The 21,380-nt window shown below is 65.5% G+C and carries 18 protein-coding genes; 9 read left to right on the forward strand and 9 right to left on the reverse strand.

Annotation, left to right across the window (positions count from 1 at the left end; translation table 11 throughout):
• Positions 1 to 313 precede the first annotated feature (313 nt).
• The 3 genes from D2N39_RS16430 to D2N39_RS16440 all read left to right on the forward strand — a co-directional run bounded on the left by D2N39_RS16430 (position 314) and on the right by D2N39_RS16440 (position 3,439).
• Positions 314 to 1,105 carry a 5-oxoprolinase subunit B family protein gene (locus D2N39_RS16430; protein ID WP_119135877.1) on the forward strand — a complete coding sequence of 264 codons (792 nt, stop codon included), beginning with the start codon at positions 314 to 316 and terminating at the stop codon, positions 1,103 to 1,105.
• Positions 1,102 to 2,139, forward strand: a complete 1,038-nt coding sequence (locus tag D2N39_RS16435; RefSeq protein WP_119135878.1) for a 5-oxoprolinase subunit C family protein — start codon at positions 1,102 to 1,104, stop codon at positions 2,137 to 2,139. Before D2N39_RS16430 ends, D2N39_RS16435 begins: the two co-directional genes overlap by 4 nt.
• Positions 2,140 to 2,203: 64 nt before the next feature.
• Positions 2,204 to 3,439, forward strand: a complete 1,236-nt coding sequence (locus D2N39_RS16440; protein ID WP_119135970.1) for an AGE family epimerase/isomerase — start codon at positions 2,204 to 2,206, stop codon at positions 3,437 to 3,439.
• Between the two features lie 9 nt (positions 3,440 to 3,448).
• Here the strand turns inward: D2N39_RS16440 and mltG are convergent, their stop codons facing one another.
• Both mltG and fabF read right to left on the reverse strand, forming a co-directional pair.
• The gene (gene mltG, locus D2N39_RS16445) at positions 3,449 to 4,627 is read right to left on the reverse strand and encodes an endolytic transglycosylase MltG (RefSeq protein ID WP_119135879.1); all 1,179 of its coding nucleotides are present in this window, start codon (positions 4,625 to 4,627) and stop codon (positions 3,449 to 3,451) included.
• A complete protein-coding gene (gene fabF, locus D2N39_RS16450) occupies positions 4,627 to 5,889 on the reverse strand; it encodes a beta-ketoacyl-ACP synthase II (protein ID WP_119135880.1) in 1,263 nt (420 codons plus the stop codon). The genes mltG and fabF overlap by 1 nt, the downstream gene beginning before the upstream one ends.
• Positions 5,890 to 6,082: 193 nt before the next feature.
• Between fabF and D2N39_RS16455 the strand changes: the two genes are divergently transcribed.
• Positions 6,083 to 6,718: a hypothetical protein gene (locus D2N39_RS16455; protein WP_119135881.1), complete on the forward strand. Its 636-nt coding sequence runs from the start codon at positions 6,083 to 6,085 to the stop codon at positions 6,716 to 6,718.
• A gap of 114 nt (positions 6,719 to 6,832) precedes the next feature.
• Here D2N39_RS16455 and D2N39_RS16460 read toward each other — a convergent pair whose 3' ends face one another.
• The 3 genes from D2N39_RS16460 to fabD form a co-directional block, all read right to left on the reverse strand.
• Entirely contained in the window at positions 6,833 to 7,066 is a 234-nt protein-coding gene (locus tag D2N39_RS16460; protein ID WP_091300786.1) for an acyl carrier protein, read from the reverse strand.
• Positions 7,067 to 7,256: 190 nt separating this feature from the next.
• Positions 7,257 to 7,994 (reverse strand): 3-oxoacyl-ACP reductase FabG, encoded by a 738-nt coding sequence (fabG, locus tag D2N39_RS16465; protein ID WP_119135971.1) that lies wholly within the window; start codon positions 7,992 to 7,994, stop codon positions 7,257 to 7,259.
• Between the two features lie 161 nt (positions 7,995 to 8,155).
• A complete protein-coding gene (gene fabD, locus D2N39_RS16470; RefSeq protein ID WP_119135882.1) occupies positions 8,156 to 9,085 on the reverse strand; it encodes an ACP S-malonyltransferase in 930 nt (309 codons plus the stop codon).
• A 169-nt stretch (positions 9,086 to 9,254) separates the two neighbouring features.
• On the opposite strand from fabD, the gene D2N39_RS16475 reads away from it, so the two are divergent.
• On the forward strand, positions 9,255 to 10,445 hold the full coding sequence (locus D2N39_RS16475; RefSeq protein WP_119135883.1) for a cytochrome b/b6 domain-containing protein: 1,191 nt from the start codon (positions 9,255 to 9,257) through the stop codon (positions 10,443 to 10,445).
• A gap of 154 nt (positions 10,446 to 10,599) precedes the next feature.
• Here the strand turns inward: D2N39_RS16475 and D2N39_RS16480 are convergent, their stop codons facing one another.
• From D2N39_RS16480 to D2N39_RS16490, 3 genes are all read right to left on the reverse strand, one after another.
• Complete coding sequence (locus tag D2N39_RS16480; RefSeq protein ID WP_119135884.1) at positions 10,600 to 11,019, reverse strand: bleomycin resistance protein; 420 nt, start codon at positions 11,017 to 11,019, stop codon at positions 10,600 to 10,602.
• Between the two features lies 1 nt (position 11,020).
• Entirely contained in the window at positions 11,021 to 12,277 is a 1,257-nt protein-coding gene (locus tag D2N39_RS16485) for a vWA domain-containing protein (protein ID WP_119135885.1), read from the reverse strand.
• A gap of 75 nt (positions 12,278 to 12,352) precedes the next feature.
• Positions 12,353 to 13,225: an AAA family ATPase gene (locus D2N39_RS16490; protein WP_119135972.1), complete on the reverse strand. Its 873-nt coding sequence runs from the start codon at positions 13,223 to 13,225 to the stop codon at positions 12,353 to 12,355.
• A gap of 145 nt (positions 13,226 to 13,370) precedes the next feature.
• On the opposite strand from D2N39_RS16490, the gene D2N39_RS16495 reads away from it, so the two are divergent.
• Complete coding sequence (locus tag D2N39_RS16495) at positions 13,371 to 14,405, forward strand: AbrB family transcriptional regulator (RefSeq protein WP_119135886.1); 1,035 nt, start codon at positions 13,371 to 13,373, stop codon at positions 14,403 to 14,405.
• Here D2N39_RS16495 and D2N39_RS16500 read toward each other — a convergent pair.
• A complete protein-coding gene (locus D2N39_RS16500; protein ID WP_119135887.1) occupies positions 14,402 to 16,633 on the reverse strand; it encodes a glycosyltransferase family 32 protein in 2,232 nt (743 codons plus the stop codon). The two genes, D2N39_RS16495 and D2N39_RS16500, sit on opposite strands and share 4 nt — an antisense overlap.
• A gap of 240 nt (positions 16,634 to 16,873) precedes the next feature.
• On the opposite strand from D2N39_RS16500, the gene D2N39_RS16505 reads away from it, so the two are divergent.
• From D2N39_RS16505 to D2N39_RS16515, 3 genes are read left to right on the forward strand one after another with little or no spacing between them, the layout of a single operon-like run.
• On the forward strand, positions 16,874 to 19,198 hold the full coding sequence (locus D2N39_RS16505; protein WP_119135888.1) for a glycosyltransferase family 2 protein: 2,325 nt from the start codon (positions 16,874 to 16,876) through the stop codon (positions 19,196 to 19,198).
• Positions 19,199 to 19,209: 11 nt separating this feature from the next.
• Positions 19,210 to 20,271, forward strand: coding sequence for a glycosyltransferase family 2 protein (locus D2N39_RS16510; protein WP_119135889.1), 1,062 nt, complete (start codon positions 19,210 to 19,212; stop codon positions 20,269 to 20,271).
• Positions 20,271 to 21,314, forward strand: coding sequence for a glycosyltransferase family 2 protein (locus D2N39_RS16515; RefSeq protein WP_119135890.1), 1,044 nt, complete (start codon positions 20,271 to 20,273; stop codon positions 21,312 to 21,314). Before D2N39_RS16510 ends, D2N39_RS16515 begins: the two co-directional genes overlap by 1 nt.
• Positions 21,315 to 21,380: the final 66 nt, after the last annotated feature.

The following is a 21,380-nucleotide window of genomic DNA, read 5'->3' on the forward strand; positions in this document are numbered from 1 at the left end:
CCTGCTCGAGCCGATCGGGAACGTCCCTCCGGCAGAAGCAGAGGCAAACTTCTACGCCGCTCTGGAAACTGAAGACATCGCCGCGTAACTAACCAAAATCAGCCTCCGGCAAACCCGGGGCGGTTCACACGCCTACAGAGGCATTCAGATTAGCGGCTTAACCTGAGCAGATTCCGCTGGGTCATTACACGTCGTTGCTTGCCCTGACGCAGGAGGAGCCGCTGCCTCGCACCATCGGGATCGCGCGCGGTGTGTTGTGGGCGCGGTTCGCGTCGGCCGCAAATGTTGACAAGCCGTCCCCGAACCCCGATCCATGACGGGGTTTCGGCATGGCGGGCAGATGGACAGCGGATCGCAGCGTGACAAGACGCCCGTCGAAGGGCCGGAGGTTCTGCCGCTTGGCAGCACCGCGCTGCTGTTGCGCTTTGGCCTGACGGTCACGCCACGCGCCACCGCCGCCGTGCAGGCGCTGCACGACATGCTGGACAAGGCCGACCTGCCGGGTGTGACGGAAATCCTGCCAAGCCTCGCCTCGGTCATGCTGCGCTTCGATCCCGCGAAAGTGACACGCGCCGATCTGGCGGCCCGACTGGCCACGCTGACAGGCACGCGTGACTGGCACGCAGCCGAACCGCGGCCCGCAATGCGGCTCTGGCAGGTGCCGGTGGCTTTTGGCGGGGTGCATGGCCCGATGCTGGAGGAAGCCTCCGCCCTTGCCGGTCTCAGCCCCGAAGCGGCGGTGCGGCAGGTCGCGGAAACCGAGTTGCGGGTGCTGGCCATCGGCTTTGCCCCCGGCCAGCCCTATCTGGGCCTGCTGCCCGAGGGCTGGAACCTGCCGCGCCTGTCGGACCTTGCCCCGCAGGTGCCACAGGGGGCGGTGACGGTGGCGGTGCGCCAGATCGTTCTGTTTGCCAATGCCTCTCCGACCGGCTGGCGCCAGATCGGCCGCGCGGCCTTCCGCCCCTTCCGCCCCGAGGCTCGTGACCCGGCCCCCCTGCGCGCGGGCGACGCATTGCGGCTGATCCCCTGTTCCGGCGATGAACTGGAGGCGCTGCTGCATACGGGCGATCCCGATGGCGGCGCACGCTGTCAGGTGCGGGCATGAGCGGCGCGCTGATCCTGCATCGCGCCAGGCCGGGGCTGACCGTGCAGGACATGGGTCGCCCCGGTCTGGCCCGGCTGGGCCTGTCGCGCGGTGGCGCCGCCGATCGGCTGGCGCTGCTGGAGGCCACGGCCCTGCTGGGCCTGCGCGCGCCCGTCGCCGCGCTGGAGATGCCCGCACTGGGCGGCAGTTTCGAGGTGACGCGACCGACCCGCATCGCGCTGACGGGTGCGCCGATGCGGGCCGATCTGGACGGCAGCGCGCTGCGCTGGTCGGCCAGCCATCTGATCCTGCCGGGTCAGCGTCTGACCATCGGCGCGGCGACCTCAGGGGTTTATGGCTATCTCACCCCGGCGGGCGGCATTCTGGGCCCCGAATGGCAGGGCAGCCGTGCCGCGCATCTGGTGGCGGGGATCGGCGCGGCACTGGCGGCGGGCGACCGGCTGCCCCTGGGTGATGACCCCGAGCCTGACGCACCCGGACAGTTTCTGCCGGTCGAAGATCGCTTCACCGGCGGCCTGCTGCGCTGGATCGACGGGCCGCAGACCGCCCTGTTCCCCGTGGCAACCCGCGCGCGCTTCGGCACCACGGCCTTCCGCCGTGCCCCCACCGGCAACCGGCAGGGCATCCGGCTGGATTGCGAAGGCCCGGCCTTTGCCGCCGATCTGCCGAAAACCGGCCTCGCCTCCGAGTTCATCCTGCCCGGCGACATCCAGATGACCGGCGACGGGCGGCCCTATATCCTGCTGTCGGAATGCCAGACCATCGGCGGCTATCCCCGGATCGGCACGGTCCTGCCCGCCGACCTGCCCCGCGCGGCCCAATCCGCCCCCGGTGCGGTGCTGCGCTTTCAGCGGGTGACGCTGGCCGAGGCCGATACGCTGGCCCGCCCCCGTGCCGCGCGTCTGGCCAGCCTGCGCGCCGCCTGCCACCCCCTGCGCCGCGATCCGCGCGACATGCCGGACCTGCTGTCCTATCAGTTGATCAGCGGTGTCACCGCGGGCAACGATCTGGACCCGCCCGAAGCCTCTGCCTGACTTGGCGTGACCTCGCAGTTAGCGTAAACATGGCGCGCCGGAGAGGACCGGCATGGAGGAATGCATGACCGACACGCCGCTCGCCAGCCCCGCCGCCCCCCGCTGGATCGACGATCCGCAGCACCGCACCTGGCTGGCCGCCGAGGCGCGGCGGCAATTCGCCTTCTTCCGTGCCAGCCCGCGCAAGAACGGCGGCTTTCACGTTCTGGCCCATGACGGCACACCGCTGCCGGGTGAGGTGCAGGAACTGCATACCACGACGCGGCTGGTACATTCCTACGCTCTGGGCCATCGCGCCGGGGTGGCGGGATGCGAGGCGATCATTGACGCGGGCATGGCTTACCTCTGGTCGCATCACCGCGACGCGGATCATGGCGGCTACCTCTGGGCGCTGGACGGCGCGGCTCCCTGCGACACACACAAGCTCGCCTATGGCCATGTTTTCGTTCTGCTGGCCGGGGCCAGTGCCCGGCTTGCAGGCCACCCCGATGCCGACCGGCTGATCGACGATGCGACCGCCGTGCTGGACCGGCATTACTGGGAGGACGGCGCAGGCCTGTTTGCCGACGAATGGAACCGCGACTGGACGCCGTTTTCTGCCTATCGCGGCATGAATGCCAATATGCACGGGGTTGAGGCGCTGCTGGCAGCTTACGAGGCGACCGGGCGCGAGGTCTATCTGACCCGCGCGGGCCGCATTCTGGATTTTTTCCTCAACCGCATCGCGCCCGCCGAGGACTGGCGCCTGCCCGAGCATTACACTGAAAACTGGCAGATCGACCGCGCCTATTCCGGCAATCCGATGTTCCGCCCCGCTGGCACCACCCCCGGCCATTCGTTCGAACTGGGCCGGTTGATGCTGCAACACTGGGATCTGGCGGGCCGTCCCGACAACGGCGCCCCGGAAACGGCGCGCCGGGTGATCGAACAGGCGCTGGCCAATGGCTGGGATGCGGAAAAGGGCGGTATCTTCTACACGCTTCAGTTTGGCGGCGCGCCTGCGATCCGAGACCGCTATTGGTGGCCGGTGACCGAGGCCATTGGTGCCTTGTCATCCCTGATGAAGCTGGGCGGCACCGAGGGCGACGAGGCATGGTATCGCCGCCTCTGGCAGTTCGCGGATGCGCATTTCATCGACCATGCGCGCGGCGGCTGGTTCCCGGAAATCGACGCGGAAGGCCAGCCTACGGTGACGCAGTTCCACGGCAAGCCCGACATCTATCACTCGGTGCAGGCGGCCTTGCTGCCGCTGTCGCCGGGCGTTTCGCGGCTGGCCGAGACCCTGCCGCGGATCGGATAGTGCAGGGCCTTACTGGCCCTGCACCCCGCCTTCGTCCGCCTGACCACGCTCCGCCTCGATGGCGCGCCAGCGCGCCACATTGGCGTTATGTTCCTCCAGCGTGGCGGCAAAGGCATGGCCGCCGCTGCCATCCGCCACGAAGAACAGATAGTCGCTCTGCGCCGGGTTCAGCGCAGCCTCGATGCTCAGCCGACCCGGATTGGCGATAGGGGTCGGCGGCAGCCCCTCGATGACATAGGTGTTGTAGGGCGTGGCGCGGCGCAGTTCGCTTTGCCGCAGACCCCGGCCCAGCACCCCCTCACCCTTGGTGATGCCATAGATCACCGTCGGGTCAGTTTGCAGCCGCATCCCCTTGTTCAGCCGGTTGACGAAGACACTGGCGACCAGCGGGCGTTCATCGGCAATGCCGGTTTCCTTTTCCACGATGGAGGCCATGATCATGGCCTGTTCCTTGGTGTCATAGGGCAGATCACCCGCGCGCGACGCCCAGAGATCATCCATGATCCGGGTCTGCTTGTCCTGCATCTGCGCCAGCAGCGCCGCGCGGGAGGCCCCCTTGTCCACCTCATAACCATCGGGCGCCAGCGAGCCTTCGGGCGGCACGCCCTCGACATTGCCCTCAAGGAAATCGGCCCGCTTCAGGCTGTCCACCACCTGCCAGCTTGTCACGCCTTCCGCCAGCGTCACCTGCCAGCGCAGATCGCCCTCGGCCACCGCATCCACATATTCCTGCGGCGGCGCATCGGTCGCGGGGGCGAATTTCGCCACCTCGGCGTAGCGATTGGTTTCAGGGTCCAGTTCGCGCAGGATGATTTCCGCCTTGGCGACACCGATCCGATAATTCACCTCGCGCCCGCAGGTTGAGGCACCGCCCGCCGTCACCAGATCGAGGATCTGCGCCATCGAGGCGCCTTCCGGCACCAGATAGGAGCCGAATTTCAACCCCTTGGCCTTGCCCGAATAATCCGCCCCGATGCGAAAGATCCGCGCGTCGGAAACTGCGCCCTGCGTTTCCAGCGTGCGGCTGACCTCCCCCAGCGAGGCGCCGCGCTCCACCTTCAGGCAGATCGGCTGAACCAGCGGGCCGGGACCATTGAATTCCTGCCGCCCCCAGGCCAGAACCCCGGCGAGCGCAATCAGCAACACGATGAACAGGGTCAGCGCGTTCGAGGCGACAGACCGCCACATCAGCCGCGCACCTTGCCCAGAACGAGGCTGGCATTGGTGCCGCCGAAGCCGAAGCTGTTCGACAGCGCCACGTCGATCTTGCGCTGCACGGCCTTGTTCGGCGCAAGATCAAGCTTCGATGCGATGGCCGGATTGTCGAGGTTGATCGTCGGCGGCGCCACCTGATCACGGATCGCCAGCACGCAGAAGATCGCCTCAACCGCGCCGGCAGCACCCAGCAAGTGCCCGATGGAGGATTTGGTCGAGGACATGGTAGCCCCCGCCGCCGCATCGCCCATCAGCCGCTCCACCGCGCCAAGCTCAATCGTGTCGGCCATGGTCGAGGTGCCATGCGCGTTGATGTAATCCACCTGATCCGGGGTGATGCCGGCGCGGGCCAGGGCCGCACTCATGGACCGGAAGCCGCCATCGCCATCTTCCGCGGGCGCGGTGATGTGATAGGCGTCGCCCGACAGACCATAGCCCAGCACCTCGGCGTAGATCTTCGCGCCGCGCGCCTTGGCGTGTTCATATTCCTCCAGCACGACGACACCCGCACCTTCGCCCATCACGAAGCCGTCACGGTCGGCATCATAAGGGCGGCTGGCCTTCTGAGGCTCATCCGCGCGTTTGGTGGACAGCGCCTTGCAGGCATTGAAACCGGCAATGCCGATTTCCGAAATCGGGCTTTCCGCCCCGCCTGCCACCATGACATCGGCATCGCCCCACATGATCAGCCGCGCCGCATCGCCGATGGCATGCGCGCCGGTGGAACAGGCGGTGACGACCGCATGGTTCGGCCCCTTGAAACCGAAACGGATCGACACCTGACCCGAGATCAGGTTGATCAGCGAACCGGGGATGAAGAAGGGCGAAACCCGCTTCGGCCCCTTTTCCTTGATCAGAACCGCCGTATCGGCAATCGTCGAAAGCCCGCCGATGCCCGAACCGATCATCACGCCGGTGCGCAGGCGGCTTTCCTCGTCCTCCGGCTCCCATCCCGCATCCTTCACCGCCTGAACGGCGGCCGCCATGCCATAAAGGATGAAATCATCAACCTTGCGCCGCTCTTTCGGCTCCATCCAGTCGTCGGCATTGAAGGTGCCGTCGCGGCCATCGCCGACCGGAATTTCGCAGGCGTATTTCGTCACGACATTCGTGGCATCGAACCGCGTGATCGGCCCGGCGCCCGATTGCCCGTCCAGCAGCCGTTTCCAGGTCTCCTCCACTCCGCAAGCCAGCGGCGTGACCATCCCAAGACCCGTGACAACAACGCGACGCATCCGATCTTCCTTCTCTGACAGGCCAAGCAGCCCGGATTGCCCCGACGTGATACACGCGGCATCGGGACGAGGCAATATTGGCGGATGACGAAGCCCGCTGGCGCGAACCGCGGTGGCGGAGATCCCCCGCGTGATTGACAGGCCGGTCAGGATCGCTACACCGCTTTTGACATTGAAAGCGGTGGAGACTGCCATGCGCATTGAAAGTATCGGCGACAATTGCGAACTCGGTTTTGTGCAACGTGCCTGCAATCTGGAACCCGGCGGTCTGCTGCGCTGGGCCACGACCCCGCCCGAGGGGTTGCTGAAACTACTGAAGCAGGATTTCGCGGGGCTTTACCAGTTCGAGAACCTCGAACCTGCCAATGCCGGAATGGTGCGGGATCGCGCCTATAACATCGCCTTCCATACGCAGCTTACCTCGACCGACGGTGTTTTCAACGCATCCGAGGCAGAGCGCCGCAGGATTCACGCACAGGAATCCGGCAAGATCCAGTATCTGACCGGCAAGCTGCGGCAACGTCTGGCCGAGGGCTCGGTTCTGTTCATCTACAAGCGCAACAAGCGTATCCCCGATGCGCAAATCTTCGAGATCGGCACCGAAATCGCCCGGCGCGGCCCCGGCCAGCTGCTTTATGTCACCGACAACGCCCCGGCCCTGCTGCCCGGCGAGATGCGCCGCATCAGTGGCAATACCCATATCGGACGCATGACCCGTTTTGCGCCCTACAATCGCGCCAATGACATCGACCTTGATGCGTGGCTCGGTCTTCTGGACAATGCCCGCCAGCGTATCCCGCTGCCCGAAGAGGCCGCGCCCGGGGCCTGATGCCCAAGGCACCGCGACAAGGCTTCCGGACACAACATTTCCAAATGAAAAGGGCCCCCGGAAGGAGGGCCCTTTCGTATCTGTCGGGGCCATCGCCCCGGCGCATGCCTGAAATCAGACGGCGCCCGAGATGAACTTCACGGCATCGCCGAAGGTCTGGATGGTCTCGGCGGCGTCATCCGGGATCTCGATGCCGAATTCTTCCTCGAAAGCCATCACCAGCTCGACGGTGTCGAGGCTGTCCGCGCCCAGATCGTCGATGAACGAGGCGTTCTCGGTCACCTTGTCCTCTTCGACGCCGAGATGCTCGACGACGATCTTCTTCACGCGATCGGCGATATCGCTCATGTCACTTCCTCATCGTTGCGGGGTGGTCCCCGGTCTGGTGTCCCTGCCGCAGGCCAGGCCCTTGGCTGTTTTCCCCGCGTCAGGCAGGGCACCAGAGCCTTCCGGCACTGGTGGTTCCGTTCGCGGCTATAGCAAGCGCACCGGCACTTGGCAAACGCTTTCCCGCGCGCCCGTGCCGCCGCACCCCGCGTCAGATCATCGCCATGCCGCCATTGACATGCAAGGTGGTTCCGGTGACGTAACCCGCCTCCGGGCTCGCCAGGTAAAGCACGGCAGCGGCAATCTCGCCCGGTTCACCCATGCGCCCGGCGGGAACCTGCGTCAGGATGCGCGCCTTCTGCTCGTCATTCAGCTTTTCGGTCATCGCGGTGGTGATGAAGCCCGGCGCCACGCAATTGACGGTGATTCCCCGGCTCGCCACCTCGGCCGCCAGCGATTTGGACATGCCCACCATCCCGGCTTTGGAGGCGGCATAGTTGCCCTGCCCCGGATTGCCGGTGGCGCCCACGACCGAACTGATATTCACGATCCGCCCCCAGCGTGCCTTCATCATGCCGCGCAAAACGCCCCGGCACAGCCGGAAGGTCGAGGTCAGGTTCACGTCCAGCACCGACTGCCATTCGTCATCCGACATCCGCATGAACAGGTTGTCACGGGTGATCCCGGCATTGTTCACCAGCACATCGACAGACCCCATCTTCGCGGCCGCGGCCTTCGGCAGCGCCTCGACACTGGCCGCATCCGACAGATCACAGGTCTCGACGAACACCCGCTCCCCCAGCTCCGCCGCCAGTGCCTCCAGCGGCGCAAGCCGGGTCCCCGACAGTGTGACCACAGCCCCTGCCGCATGCAGCGCGCGGGCAATCTCGCCCCCGATCCCGCCCGAAGCCCCGGTTACCAGCGCATTCTTGCCACCCAGATCGAACATCGTTTCCATCCTTTTCCCGGCCCGGCTTTTACCTTGGGCCAAATATCCTCGGGGGTAGGCCGCAGGCCGCGGGGGCAGACAGCCCCCGTCCACAGCCCCCGCCCCACGAAAACCGCGCCGGTCAGCGCCCAAAATTCTTCCTAAAGAATTTTGGTCCAGGCTCAGCCCTTTGCCGCCAGCACGTCCTCCGGCGCGCCCACTGCACGGGTCTCCACGCCCTTGACAATCCGCTTGATCATGCCCGACAGCGCCTTGCCCGCGCCGATTTCCCAGTATTCCGTGACCCCGGCCGCTTCCATCCAAAGCACGCTTTCGCGCCAGCGGACAGAGCCCGTCACCTGCGCCACCAGCAGGTCACGGATGCGATCCGCCTCCATCACTGCCTCGGCGCGGACATTTACCACCACCGGCACCACCGGATTGTCCACGACCACGGCGGCCAGCGCCTCGGCCATCACATGCGCGGCGGGCTGCATCAGCGCGCAATGGAAGGGCGCGCTGACCGGCAGCATCAGCGCCCGCTTGGCGCCCTTGGCCTTGGCGATCTCCACCGCGCGCTCCACAGCCGCCTTGTGGCCCGAAACCACCACCTGCGCCGGATCATTGTCATTGGCGGCCTGACAGATCTCGCCCTGCGCAGCCTCCGCCGCAACCTCGGTCGCCGCCTCGAAATCAAGGCCCAGCAGCGCAGCCATGGCGCCCACGCCCACCGGCACCGCCTCCTGCATCGCCTGCCCCCGGATGCGCAGCAGCCGCGCGGTATCCGACAACGCCAGCGATTTCGCCGCGCAGAGCGCCGAATATTCACCAAGGCTGTGACCGGCCACAAAATCCGCCGTCTCGATCCCGATGCCCTCGGTCTCCAGCGCGCGCAGCGCCGCGATCGAGGTCGCCATCAGCGCGGGCTGGGCGTTCTGCGTCAGCGTCAACTCGGCAATGTCGCCTTCCCAGATCAGCGAGGACAGCTTTTCGCCCAAAGCCTCGTCCACCTCGTCGAAGACGGCTTTCGCGGCCGGGTATGCTTCGGCCAGGGCACGGCCCATACCGATGGTCTGCGCCCCCTGACCGGGGAATACGAATGCGCGGGACATGGTTCCTCCAAGCGTTTTTACCGGCTTACCGCGTGCGGGCGAGCCATGCAATCGCTCGCGCAATCACCGACGCAACCCTTCGTGAATGCACAGAGCCTGTGCCCGCCCTCGCATTTCCGCACCGCAGCATGCGTGATAGTCAAAGGAAAACCGAAAGCCCGGAGAGAGCATGAGCACCCGCAACACCCCGCAAAGCTATGGCAGCGCCGCCCGCCTGCTGCACTGGCTGACCGCCGCGCTGATCCTTGCCGCCATCGGCCTTGGCCTTTACGCCGAGGACATGCCCGTCGACACGTCTGCCGCTGTCGCGGCCAAGGCGCTGGTCTATTCACTGCACAAGACGCTGGGCGTGGCTGCGTTCTTCACCGCGCTGGCCCGCATCCTCTGGGCACTGACCCAGCCGCATCCGTCACCGCTGCACCCCGAGCGGCGGCTGGAAACATGGATCGCCACCCTGATCCACTGGTCGCTTTACGTCGCCATGATCGCCATGCCGCTCAGCGGCTGGGTGCATCACGCGGCGCTGGACGGCTTCGCGCCGATCCTCTGGCCCTTCGGCCAGGGCCTGCCCTTCGTGCCGAAATCGCAAAGCGTGGCCGAGGCAACGGGCGCGCTGCACGGGCTGTTCTCCAAACTGCTGATCGGGTCGGTTCTGCTGCATGTCGCGGGTGCGTTGAAACATGCGCTGATCGACCGCGACCATACGCTGTCGCGGATGATCCGCGGCACATCCGCAGGCAAGGGCAGCGCCCCCCGTGCCCCCGCACTTGCCGCCGGGCTGGTTTACGCTGCCGTCGGCACCCTCACCCTGATCCTTGCCACCGGCGGGGATGAACCGGCGCGCGCCGCCATCGCCCCGGCCCCCGTCGCGACCACTGGAACCTGGCAGGTCGAAAGCGGCAGCCTTGGTTTCACGGTGCGTCAGATGGGAGCCGAGGTCAGCGGCCAGTTGCCGAACTGGCAGGCCACGATCAGTTTCGATGAAACCCCGGTCAATGGCGTGAATGGCCATGTCACGGTCGCCATCGACACGACGACCCTGACACTCGGCTCGGTCACCGATCAGGCGAAGGGGGCGGAGTTCTTCGATACCGCAACCCACCCGACCGCCACTTTCGACGCCGATATCCTGCCCGCCGATACCGGCTATGAGGCGAAAGGCACCCTGACCCTGCGCGGCACGACCGTGCCCGTCATCCTGCCCTTCACCCTGACCATGGAAGGCGACACCGCCACCATGACCGGCACGACCACACTCGACCGCCGGGCCTTCGGCATGGGGGCAAGCTATGGTGACGAGGCCACCGTGGGCTTCGCCGTCGAGGTCGCCGCAACCCTCACTGCGCGGCGCCCCGAATAAACCGGCGAAGGGGGCTTTCCGCCCCCTCTTGCCTTCGGCAATTCACCCCCGGAGGATATTTGGACCAAGATGAAACCCCGCACCTTCATCTTGGTAAAAAATATCCTCGGGGGTGAGCCCCGCAGGGGCGAGGGGGCGGAAAGCCCCTGATCTGTCAGCGCCGCGCCCGGGTGCCCAGATCCTCGTGGAACCGCAACAGATAGCCGTCAGGGTCCGCCACCACGAATTGCCGGTTGCCGACCTCCCGATCACCGCGACGATACCAGCGATCCTCGGGCGGCAGGATCAGCGGGTGGCCTGCCCCAGCCAGCGCTTCCAACAGCGGCGCGATGGTGCTGACCTCGATTTGCAGGTTGACGCCACGGCCCAGCGGGCGCGGGGTTTCGGCAATACCGGGGTCAAAATCACGGCCCAGCCCGATCTGGTCAAGCATCAGTTCCGCCCCTTCGCGTTCGAGGTAGCAAAAACCTTCCTCGGGGCGTTCGTAGCGGACGGAAAATCCCAGCAGTGCGGTGTAGAAGGCCCGCGTGGCGCGCCAGTCGGTGACCGAAAGCTCGGGGACGATCACTGCCATCTCAGCCCGCCAGCGCGCGCATCAGCCGCGCCTTCTCGCCGGTATCGGCACCGTCCGATATGGCGGCGGCCAGCGCCTCCAGCGAGGCAATGGAGTGACCGGCGCGGAAGGCATCGACATGCGGCAGCATGGCGCGGATGCCGGTGGCGCGCGGGGCAAAGCCTTCCCAGCGCAGCAACGGGTTAAGCCAGATCAGCCGCCGCGCGGACAGATGCAGCCGCTCGGTCTCGCGTGCAAGCTGGCCGCTGTCGTCGCGGTCCAGCCCGTCGGTGATTAGAAGCACCACCGCCCCCTGCCCCAGCACCCGGCGCGACCAGTCGCGGTTGAAGGTATGGAGACAGGCGCCGATGCGGGTGCCGCCCGACCAGTCCTGCGCCTCGCGCCCTGCCGCAGCCAGCGCCGCATCGACATCGCGGGTCGCCAGATGCCGGGTGATATTGGTCAGCCGCGTGCCAAAAGTGAAGCCATGCACCCGCGCCCAGCCCTGTCCTTTGCGATTGGCCACCGCATGCAGGAAATGCAGCACCATCCGGCTATATTGCGACATGGAGCCGGAAATGTCGCACAGCACCACCAGATTGGGCCAGCGCAGCGCCGGGTCGCGGCGGGCCAGCCGCGTGATCTCGCCGCCGCGGCGCATCGCCATGCGCAGTGTGGCGCGCGGATCGATAGCCTGCCCCAGCGGGGCCGCGATCTGGCGGCGCGAGGGCAAGGGCTGCACCGGCAGGCTGAGGCGGGCAAGCATGCGCTTTGCCTCGGCAATCTCGGCCACCGACATCTGCTCGAAGTCCAGCGTCTTCAGCCGTTCTTCGCGCGCCATGGTGGCGGAGGCGTCGATTTCCACCTGCTCTTCGCCCGGCGGGCTTTCGGCCTCGGGCAGGTCACGGTTGGCACCGTCCAGCAGCGCCTCGGCCGCACGTTTCTCGGCCGCCTGCGCCACGCGCTCTTCCTGCACGCCGCGAATGGCGGGCAGCATGAGGGACATCATCTGTTCCATGTAACGCGGGTCACGCCAGTAGAGGCGGAACACCTGATCGAAGACCGCACGATGTTCGGGGCGGCTGACGAAACAGGCATGCAGCGTCCAGTAGAAATCGCGGCGTTCGGTAAAGCCCACCGCCTCCACCGCCCGGATCGCGTCAATCACCCGGCCCGATCCGATGGGCAACCCGGTCTTGCGCAGGGCGCGGGCGAACCACAGGATGTTGCGGCTGATCTTGCCGTCTTCCGGCAGGGTGAGTTCAGCGTAGCTGGCCATGCGATGCGCCGGGGGCGCTGCCCCCGGACCCCCGGGATATTTTTGCCAAGATGAAAGCGGGAAATGAGCGGGCCGTCATGCGGGCACCGCTTCCTTGCGGATTTCATCGAGCAGGCGCTTGGCCTCGGAACCCTGGATCTTCTGGATGTCGTCCTGATATTTCAGAATGGCGCCCAGCGTGTCGGCGATGACCTCGGGGGTGAGGCTGATGACGTCGAGCGCCAGCAGGCATTTCGCCCAGTCGATCGTTTCGGCAACGCCGGGTTTCTTGAACAGGTCTTCGGTGCGCAGGCGCTGCACGAAGGCCACGATTTCGCGGCTGAGGGTTTCCTGCGCCTCGGGGCAGCGGGCGGCGAGGATCTGCATCTCGCGTTCGGCCGTGGGGTAATCGACCCAATGGTAGAGGCAGCGGCGCTTGAGCGCGTCATGCACCTCGCGCGTGCGGTTGGAGGTGAGGATGACGATGGGCGGTTCGGGCGCGCGGATGGTGCCAAGTTCCGGGATCGTCACCTGAAAATCCGACAGCGCCTCCAGCAGGTAAGCCTCGAAGGGTTCGTCGGTGCGGTCAAGCTCGTCGATCAACAGGACCGGCGCGCCGCCGGGTTGCGGGCGCATGGCGGCCAGCAGCGGGCGTTCGATCAGGTAATCCTCGGTGAAAAGTTCGGATTTCAGCGTGTCGCGGTCGGCGCCGCCCGCCGCCTCGGCCGTGCGGATGGCGACCATCTGCGCCGCGAAGTTCCATTCGGCCACCGCCGAGGCGGCATCCAGCCCCTCGTAGCATTGCAGGCGGATCAGCCGACGGCCGAGCGCATGGGCGATCACCTTGGCGATTTCGGTCTTGCCGACCCCGGCCTCGCCCTCCAGAAACAGCGGGCGGCCCAGTTTCAGCGACAGGAAGGTCACCGTCGAAAGCGCGCGCGCCGCCACATAGCCATGGGCGCCGAGCATCTGCTCCACCCCGTCGATCGACGTCGGAATTCCGCTCACAGGTTCCCCCCTTGTTTTGCGGTCATGCTGGCGCCGGGGCGGCAGAGGGTCAAGGGTGAAGGCGGACCTTGCGACCTTTGGACAGGGGGCGTAAGCGAAGACGATCATGCGCGCGATGATCACCCGACCCCGACTCCTCACATTGGCCGCCGCCGCCCTTGGCGCCGCGATGTTTCTGGCGCTTGCCCTGCCGCTGCCCCTGCTGCTGGGCCCGATGCTGGGTTGCCTGCTGGCGGCACTGGCCGGGGCGCCGCTTCAGGGGATGGGCGTCCTTGGCACGGCCTTGCGCACATGGCTGGGGGTTGCCATCGGATCGACCGTGACGCCCGCCCTGCTGCATGATCTGCCCCGCATGGGGGCGACGCTGGCGCTGGTGCCATTGTTCGTCGGGCTGATCGGGCTGGTGGGCTATCCGTTCTTCCGGCGGGTCATGGGCTATGACCATCCGACCGCCTTCTATTCCGCCATGCCCGGCGGCTTGCAGGATATGCTGATCTTCGGCGAGGAGGCGGGTGGCAATGTGCGCAGCATGTCGCTGATCCATGCAACGCGGGTTCTGGTGATCGTCACCGCCACACCCTTCCTGCTGGCGCTTTTGTATGACGTGGATCTGTCGCAGGCGCCGGGGCGCCCCGCGTCAGAAGTGCCGCTGTCGCAGATCGCGTTGATGGTCGCGTCGGGCATCGCAGGCTGGAAGATCGCCGAACGCATCGGCATGTTCGGTGCCTCGATCCTAGGCCCCTTGATCCTCACGGCCTGCCTGAGCCTTGCGGGTGTCATTCAGGGCCGCCCGCCGGCCGAAATGATCTGGGCCGCGCAATTCTTCATCGGCATTGCGGTCGGGTCGAAATACGCGGGCATCACCCCGCGTGAATTGCGCCATGACGTGACGGCGGGGCTTGGCTATGCACTGTTGCTGGCCATCCTTTCGCTGGGATTTATCGAGACGGCGGCGCTGCTGTCCGGCCGCCCGGCACTGGAAGTCGCGTTAAGCTTCCTGCCCGGCGGGCAGGCGGAAATGGCGGTGATCGCGCTGATGACCGGGGCAGATGTGGCCTTCGTGGTGGCCCATCACCTGACCCGGATCTTCCTTGTGATCACCGCGGCGCCCCTGATCGCGCGCTGGATGGCGCGGCGCTAAAGCAGCGCCAGCTCCTTGCGGATATAGCGGTTGTCACCCCGCGTCAGCACATAACGGCCCAGCTTGCGTGCCAGATCCTTGCGCCCCTTGCCGACCACCCGCTTGAACAGCTCTTTCTGATAGCGGGTCGAGGTCTTGCGGGCGCGGATCAGGCGGTAGAACTCCAGCTCGGTCAGCGTGCCGTTCAGCGCGCCAAGCGTGATCGGCGACAGCACGCCCATCTGTTGCAGGCTGGACCCCAGCCGGTGCCCCAGCAGCGGCGCGCGCAGTTTCAGCACATTGTTGTGGGTGAAGCGATCGACATGGCCGGAATCCAGCGGCTCATAGGGGTCATAAAGGATGAACACCTTGCCCGCCGCTTTCGACACCTCCGACGCATCGCCGTAATGGCCGCTGAAATCGCGGTCCCAGGCCGCCTTGTAGCGGGTTTCCCAGGGCACGATGGAACGGTCCAGCGTCGATTGCGGGCTGATCGCCACCACATGGGCACCCGGACAGGCCGCGACAAATGCGCAGGCGGCATAGCCGCCCATCGAGGCGCCATAGAACACCACGCGCTTGAACTGGTCGAAGAAATCCGAGGTGGCGAGGTCGTCGAACTGGTCCCAGACCCATGGGTCACGATACCATGTCCAGCCGTTCGCCATGACACCCAGCATCGACCAGCCCTGTTTCTCGATGAACGAGAAGCCCCAGGGCCGCCGGTCCTCGCGCTTTTCCATCGCGATGTCGAGATTGTCGAAGGTCACCACCAGCGTATCGCTGCCGCGCGGGATATAAAGGAAGGAATGCGTGTCGCTTTCGCGGAAGAAGCCGTCCTTGCCAGCCAGATCGCGGGCAATTTCGGACCAGCCGGGTTCGGGGGTGGGCACGGTCGCCGCAATTTCCTCTGCCTCGCCTGCACGGAACAGCACACGCGCCACCTTCACCCCTTCGCTTTCACGCTCTGACAGCACCTCGTTGGTGCCCATGGGGCGCAGCACGCCAAAGCCGCCGGAGCCGCCGCGAATATCGGTGAACATACGGGAGCCGGGTTTCAGGACACGGCCGAAGACCGGCAGGAAATCCTTCAGCTTGCCCTCTTTCTCGAACCCCGGAAGATGGGCAATGACATCGGCGGGCTGCACGTCTTCCAGCGTGCGGGCGATGGTCACGCGATCCTCGGGCAGGCCTAGGCCAATCAGATAGTCGCGGTATTCCGCGATGGCCTTGGTGGGGCGGTCGGGAAACTTGCCATGCCCGTCCACATCCACGATCTGCACGGCGGCGCCCCAGCGCTTCCAGATTTCATAAGCCAGCGGGCGCGAACGGCCGCCAATGTCGGTGAACAGGTCCACATCTTCAAGGTCGATGTTTTCCACCAACTCGCCATCCAGAAGACGCCAGCCCCGCGCGCGCAGTGGCGCATCCTCGGCCCTCAGCCCGTGTTTTTCCATCAGCTCAAGGATGAAGCTGCCCTTGCTGGGCACCCCATTATGGCGCAACGAAAGCTCGCGCTTGTTCGAGGCCCAGAGATGCATGCCGGTGGTGTTTTCGGTAATCTTCTCATGCACCCGCCGCGCCGCGCGGATGATGTCCAGCCGTTCGGGAAAGGTCACCGGATAGAAGGCATCCACCGGCAGCGCCAGATCGGTCAGGCCCAGCTTCCGCGCGAAATAGGACACCATCGTCGGCCCCCAGACGCCCCATTTCTGCTGGCTGACATGCAGGGGCGTGCCCGCATCGGCCAGCACCTGATATTCGGCCCTGACCTTGGGTTTCAGAAACGGTGGGATCGCGTATTGATCAGAGGTGAATTCCAGCATCTCGGCCAGCATCTGACTGTCGGCCGGCAGGCCCAGAACCGCATTGTTGATGCGCGGACTGCCCTGGCTGACCTCGCGCAATTCAAGCCCGAAGACATAATCGCTGTCGTAATCCAGCGGGCGCCAGCAATAGACATCGGTATCCACCCAGATCATGCCGGGGCAATGTTTCATCATGTGCAGGCGGAACAGATCGGCAAACAGCGCATAGCTGTCCTTGCCTTCGTATTTGATGAAATCCTCGGTATCGAGAATCTCGCGCCCGTCGCGCAGGATCACGCCCTCGGGCACGTTCTCGATGGGCTGGTAATGAAAGAGCGTGATCTTCTGCCCCTGATCCACAAAAGATTTGAGGCAAAGCTGTTCCATCCAGCTCAGGTTGCCCCCGATCCAGAGGCTACCGACCTCGCGCACTCGTGCCATTTTCCTGCCCTTCGTCACAAACCCGGCCCGCCCGATGCGGCGCGGCCGTGGCCACCTTGCTGCCCGCCCCGGATTATCGGGGATCATTGTTCATATTTTGTCGCCAGTGTGGCCAAGTTCCACTGATTTGCCAATAGAATGGATAAAATTCCCCTGTCGCAGCTTTGCCCGACTGTGGCCATTATGCTAGCCTAGCGTGAAGTCGTGGGAAAACGACGCGAGGCGAAGGACAGGCGGCTTATGCCGAAAGACCAGACAGAACCGCGGCCCGGGCGCCGCAAGCGGCCCAAAGGGGCCGGCGCGGTGGTGCTGCGCCGGGAACTGGCCGCCTGTGCGCCGGGGCACGAAGGTCTGCCGCTGGTTCTGGATGCTGTCGATCTGGGCGATCATTTCCGCGTCTTTCTTGGCAATGGCACGGAGACCGGCCGCATCCTGCCAGACGGGATCGAGGGGAGCGCGCTGCCGCTGGAAATCCGGCCGCTCTCGGGCTCTGCTCTGGTGAGTGCCCGCCGTCATACCTCGGGCAGCGCCCGGCTGGCACTGGCAGATGGCAGCGGACTGGAGCTTTCCCCCACCCCGGCGGAACATGACCTGTTCCGCGACCTGAATACCATCCTCGCCTTCCGGCTGGAAGAAAGCGCGGCCCAGGTGGCCGAGGGGCTGGCCTATCACCAGCGCCATCACGGGCTTCAGGCCGCGTTGATCGTGAACCGGCTTCCCGAAACCGGCGCGGCCTTTGCCGAAGATCTGCGCGCGCATCTCGACGATGTGCCGCTGAAGATCGTGGTGCTGGATGTTCCGGTACCGCTGGGCAAGCCGGGGCTCGGGCCGGAAAACCACCTGTTCCTCGCCCCCGATGCGCCGGGCAAGGACAGGATGGACCCGCCCGCACCGGACCCGTGGCGCAGCCCGCTTGCAGAGGGCATTGTTTACGAGGCGGTCAAATGGCGGTTTCTGGCGGCTGCGCGCGCAGTGCTGACGCTGGATGTGACCGACATCCTCGCAGCGCGGCGACCGGGCGGGTATTCCGCCTTTGACCTTTGCGCCATGGCGAAGAACGGCGTCATCCTGCTGGTCGGGCACCGCATCTACCCCTGGCGGGTGCGAGCCAACCGTGAGGCGCGCTTCGGCGACCATATCTGCCGCCAGTTCGACCAGCGCCGCGGCATCGCCCGCTGGGGCGTCGCGCCGGCCAAAGCGGGGCTGGAAAACAGCTGGCGCATGGTCCGTGTGAGTTATGCCAAACCCGAGGACAGCGGCACCGCGCATTTCTGGCGGGCCATGGCGATCCGGGTGCCGGGCGCCCCTTCGGGGGCGCTGGCCCCCAAGACCTCGCTGATCGAGGATGATGCGCTCCTGACGTTGGCCGAAGGCCCCCTTGGCCACGATCCGGTGCGCGCGCCGGTCTCGAAAGCCCGCCCGGCCCCGGCCCGCGCCGTCGAAGGCGGCCGCACCGCCATCGTCACCACGATGAAGAACGAGGGGCCGTTCATTCTGGAATGGCTGGCCTATCACCGCGCCATCGGGGTGGATGATTTTCTGATCTACACCAATGACTGCACCGATGGCACCGATACGATGCTGGAGATGCTGACCGCCAAGGGCATCGTGCAGCACCGGGTGAACCCCTATGTGCCGGGAGGCGAACTGAAACCGCAGCACGCCGCGCTGCAAGCCGCCGAAAACGAGCCCGTGATGCAGAATTGCGGCTGGGGTATCTGCATGGATGTCGATGAATTCATCGACATCAAGATCGGTGACGGCACACTGAAGGCACTGTATCATGCCATGGGCGAGGCCAACATGATCTCGCTCACATGGCGGCTATTCGGCAATGCCGAGGTGCACGGCTATGAGGACCGCTTCCTGATAGAACAGTTCGACCGCTGCGCGCCCGAGCTGATCCGCAAGCCGCATCAGGCATGGGGCTTCAAGACCCTGTTCCGCAACATCGACATCTACAAGAAGCTGGGCGTCCACCGCCCCAAGGGGCTGAAACCCGATCTTTGGTCCGAGGTGCGCTGGCTCAACGGTTCCGGCAAGCCGATGCCGCATGAGGCTTACCGCAACGCATGGCGGTCCAATACCGAAACCTATGGCTATGACTGGGTGCAGCTGAACCATTACGCCGTGCGCAGCGCCGAAAGCTTTCTGGTCAAACGGGATCGCGGCCGGGTCAACCATGTGGACCGCGATCAGGGGCTGAACTACTGGTTCCGCATGAACCACAATATCGACCGCGACACCTCGATCCAGCGGATGATCCCGGCGGCGCGGGCCGAATATGACCGGCTGCTGGCCGACCCCGAGATCCGCGCCGCGCATGACCATTCCGTCGCCTGTCACCGCGCCAAGATCGCGGAACTGATGAAAACCGATAACTACCGCGCCTTTTATGCCGAACTGACCGGCCCGCGGATGGAGCGGCTCTGCCGCTTGCAGCACCATTTCGGATCGGCCGTCTTTGCCGCCGGACCGGGTGTCATCCCGCCCGACCTGCACGAACGCGACCTGCCCCCCGACTTCTTCTTCACCGTGGACCACCACGGCGAAGCCGAGCATTGACAGGAGAGTATATGAGTAACGATGTCTACACGCTCATCACCACGATGAAGAACGAAGGCGCCTTCCTCGTGGAATGGGTGGCGCATCACAAGGTGCTGGGCTTCGACAATCTGGTGATCTGTCACAACGATTGCGAGGATACGACGGCGCAGATGATCAAGCGGCTGTCGAAGATGGGCCTGTGCCGGGGGCATGCCACGCGCTTTCGCCCCGGCCAGTCGATCCAGCGTCGTGCCCTGCGTCAGGCCATGCAATATGACGAGGTGAAACAGGCCGACTGGATCTATGTCTGCGATGCCGACGAGTTTCTGGCCTCGCGCATCGGCGACGGCTCGGCCCGCGATCTGGTGGCCGCAGCCACGCCCGAGGTGGAGGCGATCTGCGTGCCTTGGCGCGGCTTCGGCACAGGCGGGCAGAAAGAGTTCAAACCTGGCCGCATCACGCAGCAATTCACCCTCGCCAATGCCACGACCGGGCCGAAGGCCATCGAATATGCCTTCCCGAAAACCCTGTTCCGGGGCGATGTGGTGCAGCACATGCGCCGTCTGGGTGTGCATACGCCGGTGGTGAAAGAAGAACTGGGCCGCGAATTGCGCCGCGAGGTGCCGGGCGGCATCCCGGTCGAACAGGGCAAGTCGATCCTGCATGTGCAGGCCGATTATTCGAAGGCGCAGGTGAACCACTACCAGTTGCGCTCGATGGACAGTTTTCTGGTCAAATCGGCGCGCGGCAAGGTGAACCACGTCAATGACAAGATGGAATTCGGCTATTGGGTGCGCAATGACACCAATGAGGAATCCTGCGACCTGATCCGCCGCTATGACGATGCGGTCGAGAAATGGATGAACGATCTGCTGTCCGACCAGCGGCTGAACACGTTGCACAACCGATCCGTGCGCTGGCATGAAAACAAGATCGCCGAACTGCATGCCGATCCCGAATTCAGCCAGATGATCGGCCGGATCGAAGGCCACCGCGCCCGCATGGCGGCCGGCGAGGCCGAGGCACCGGAGGGTGCGGCCTATGGCGGCGACACCGATGTCGGCGACGAGGACGAGGCCGACGCCGCCTGATGCGCGCGCTGGCCGTCACCTCGGTGAAGAACGAGGGCGCCTTCCTGCTGGAATGGCTCGCCCATCACCGGGCCGTGGGTTTCACCGACTTTCTGGTGTTCTCGAACGACTGCGAGGACGGCACGGACGCGATGCTCGACCGGCTTCAGACGCTGGGCTGGCTGACCCATGTGCGCAATCCCGGCCCTTGGGAGGAAGGACCGCAATGGGCGGCGCTGAAGGCCGCCGACCGCCATCCGCTGAAGGCGCAGGCGGATTGGGTGATGTTCCTCGATGTCGATGAATTCGTGAACATCCACACCGGCGACCGCACCCTTCCCGCCCTGCTGGCCGCCCTGCCCGAAGCCACCGCAATCACGTTGACATGGCGGATGTTCGGCAATTGCGGCGTGGTGGGGCCACTGGCGGGCCGGGTGACCGAGACCTTCACCCGTGCGGCGCCTGCGGTGCTTTACTGGCCATGGCGGGCGGCGATGTTCAAGACGCTGTTCCGCAATGATGGCATCTATGGCAAGCTGGGTATCCACCGCCCCCGCGCGCCGGATCGCGCAAGGCTGGACGGCGCGCGCTGGTTCGATGGGGCCGGGCGCGCTCTGGCACCTGCCTTTGCCACCGGCCGGGTGTTTTCCGACTTCGGGCAGGACAACTACAGCCTTGCGCAACTGAACCACTATGCCCTTGGAAGCATGGCGGATTATCTGGTGAAATGCGACCGGGGCCGCGCCAATCGCACGGCCGAGCCGTTTGACATGGGCTACTGGATCGAACGGAATTTCTGCGCGGTCGAGGATCGGTCGATCCTCGCGCTTGACAGCCGGGGGCTGCGGGACGAACTGCTCGCCGATGCCGGGCTGGCCCGTCTGGATACGGCGGCGCGCGCATGGCGACATGCACGGTTCACGGAACTGATGCAGCAGGAACCCTGGCGCGCCCTGTTCGGTCGCCTTTTGCTGGCCCCGCCGAGCCGGGTGTTGACCCGTGCCGAAGCTGCGCTGGTGCTGCGCCATGCCCGCCCGGCCAATACCGCCGCCGACAGAATGTGACCGGAACTGAAAAACGGACTGTTTCCGTTTGCGGGCAAGATGTCACTTGGCTGCCCTCTTGTCTGC

Origin of the sequence: Gemmobacter lutimaris, from assembly GCF_003570715.1 — a bacterium.
Taxonomy (GTDB): Bacteria; Pseudomonadota; Alphaproteobacteria; order Rhodobacterales; family Rhodobacteraceae; genus Gemmobacter; species Gemmobacter lutimaris.

Coding starts and splice junctions, on each gene's coding strand:
- D2N39_RS16430 (WP_119135877.1), top strand. CDS start 314: ATGACGGGGTTTCGGCATGGCGGGCAGATGGACAGCGGATCGCAGCGT.
- D2N39_RS16435 (WP_119135878.1), top strand. CDS start 1,102: ATGAGCGGCGCGCTGATCCTGCATCGCGCCAGGCCGGGGCTGACCGTG.
- D2N39_RS16440 (WP_119135970.1), top strand. CDS start 2,204: ATGACCGACACGCCGCTCGCCAGCCCCGCCGCCCCCCGCTGGATCGAC.
- mltG (WP_119135879.1), bottom strand. CDS start 4,627: ATGTGGCGGTCTGTCGCCTCGAACGCGCTGACCCTGTTCATCGTGTTG.
- fabF (WP_119135880.1), bottom strand. CDS start 5,889: ATGCGTCGCGTTGTTGTCACGGGTCTTGGGATGGTCACGCCGCTGGCT.
- D2N39_RS16455 (WP_119135881.1), top strand. CDS start 6,083: ATGCGCATTGAAAGTATCGGCGACAATTGCGAACTCGGTTTTGTGCAA.
- D2N39_RS16460 (WP_091300786.1), bottom strand. CDS start 7,066: ATGAGCGATATCGCCGATCGCGTGAAGAAGATCGTCGTCGAGCATCTC.
- fabG (WP_119135971.1), bottom strand. CDS start 7,994: ATGTTCGATCTGGGTGGCAAGAATGCGCTGGTAACCGGGGCTTCGGGC.
- fabD (WP_119135882.1), bottom strand. CDS start 9,085: ATGTCCCGCGCATTCGTATTCCCCGGTCAGGGGGCGCAGACCATCGGT.
- D2N39_RS16475 (WP_119135883.1), top strand. CDS start 9,255: ATGAGCACCCGCAACACCCCGCAAAGCTATGGCAGCGCCGCCCGCCTG.
- D2N39_RS16480 (WP_119135884.1), bottom strand. CDS start 11,019: ATGGCAGTGATCGTCCCCGAGCTTTCGGTCACCGACTGGCGCGCCACG.
- D2N39_RS16485 (WP_119135885.1), bottom strand. CDS start 12,277: ATGGCCAGCTACGCTGAACTCACCCTGCCGGAAGACGGCAAGATCAGC.
- D2N39_RS16490 (WP_119135972.1), bottom strand. CDS start 13,225: ATGCTCGGCGCCCATGGCTATGTGGCGGCGCGCGCGCTTTCGACGGTG.
- D2N39_RS16495 (WP_119135886.1), top strand. CDS start 13,371: ATGCGCGCGATGATCACCCGACCCCGACTCCTCACATTGGCCGCCGCC.
- D2N39_RS16500 (WP_119135887.1), bottom strand. CDS start 16,633: ATGGCACGAGTGCGCGAGGTCGGTAGCCTCTGGATCGGGGGCAACCTG.
- D2N39_RS16505 (WP_119135888.1), top strand. CDS start 16,874: ATGCCGAAAGACCAGACAGAACCGCGGCCCGGGCGCCGCAAGCGGCCC.
- D2N39_RS16510 (WP_119135889.1), top strand. CDS start 19,210: ATGAGTAACGATGTCTACACGCTCATCACCACGATGAAGAACGAAGGC.
- D2N39_RS16515 (WP_119135890.1), top strand. CDS start 20,271: ATGCGCGCGCTGGCCGTCACCTCGGTGAAGAACGAGGGCGCCTTCCTG.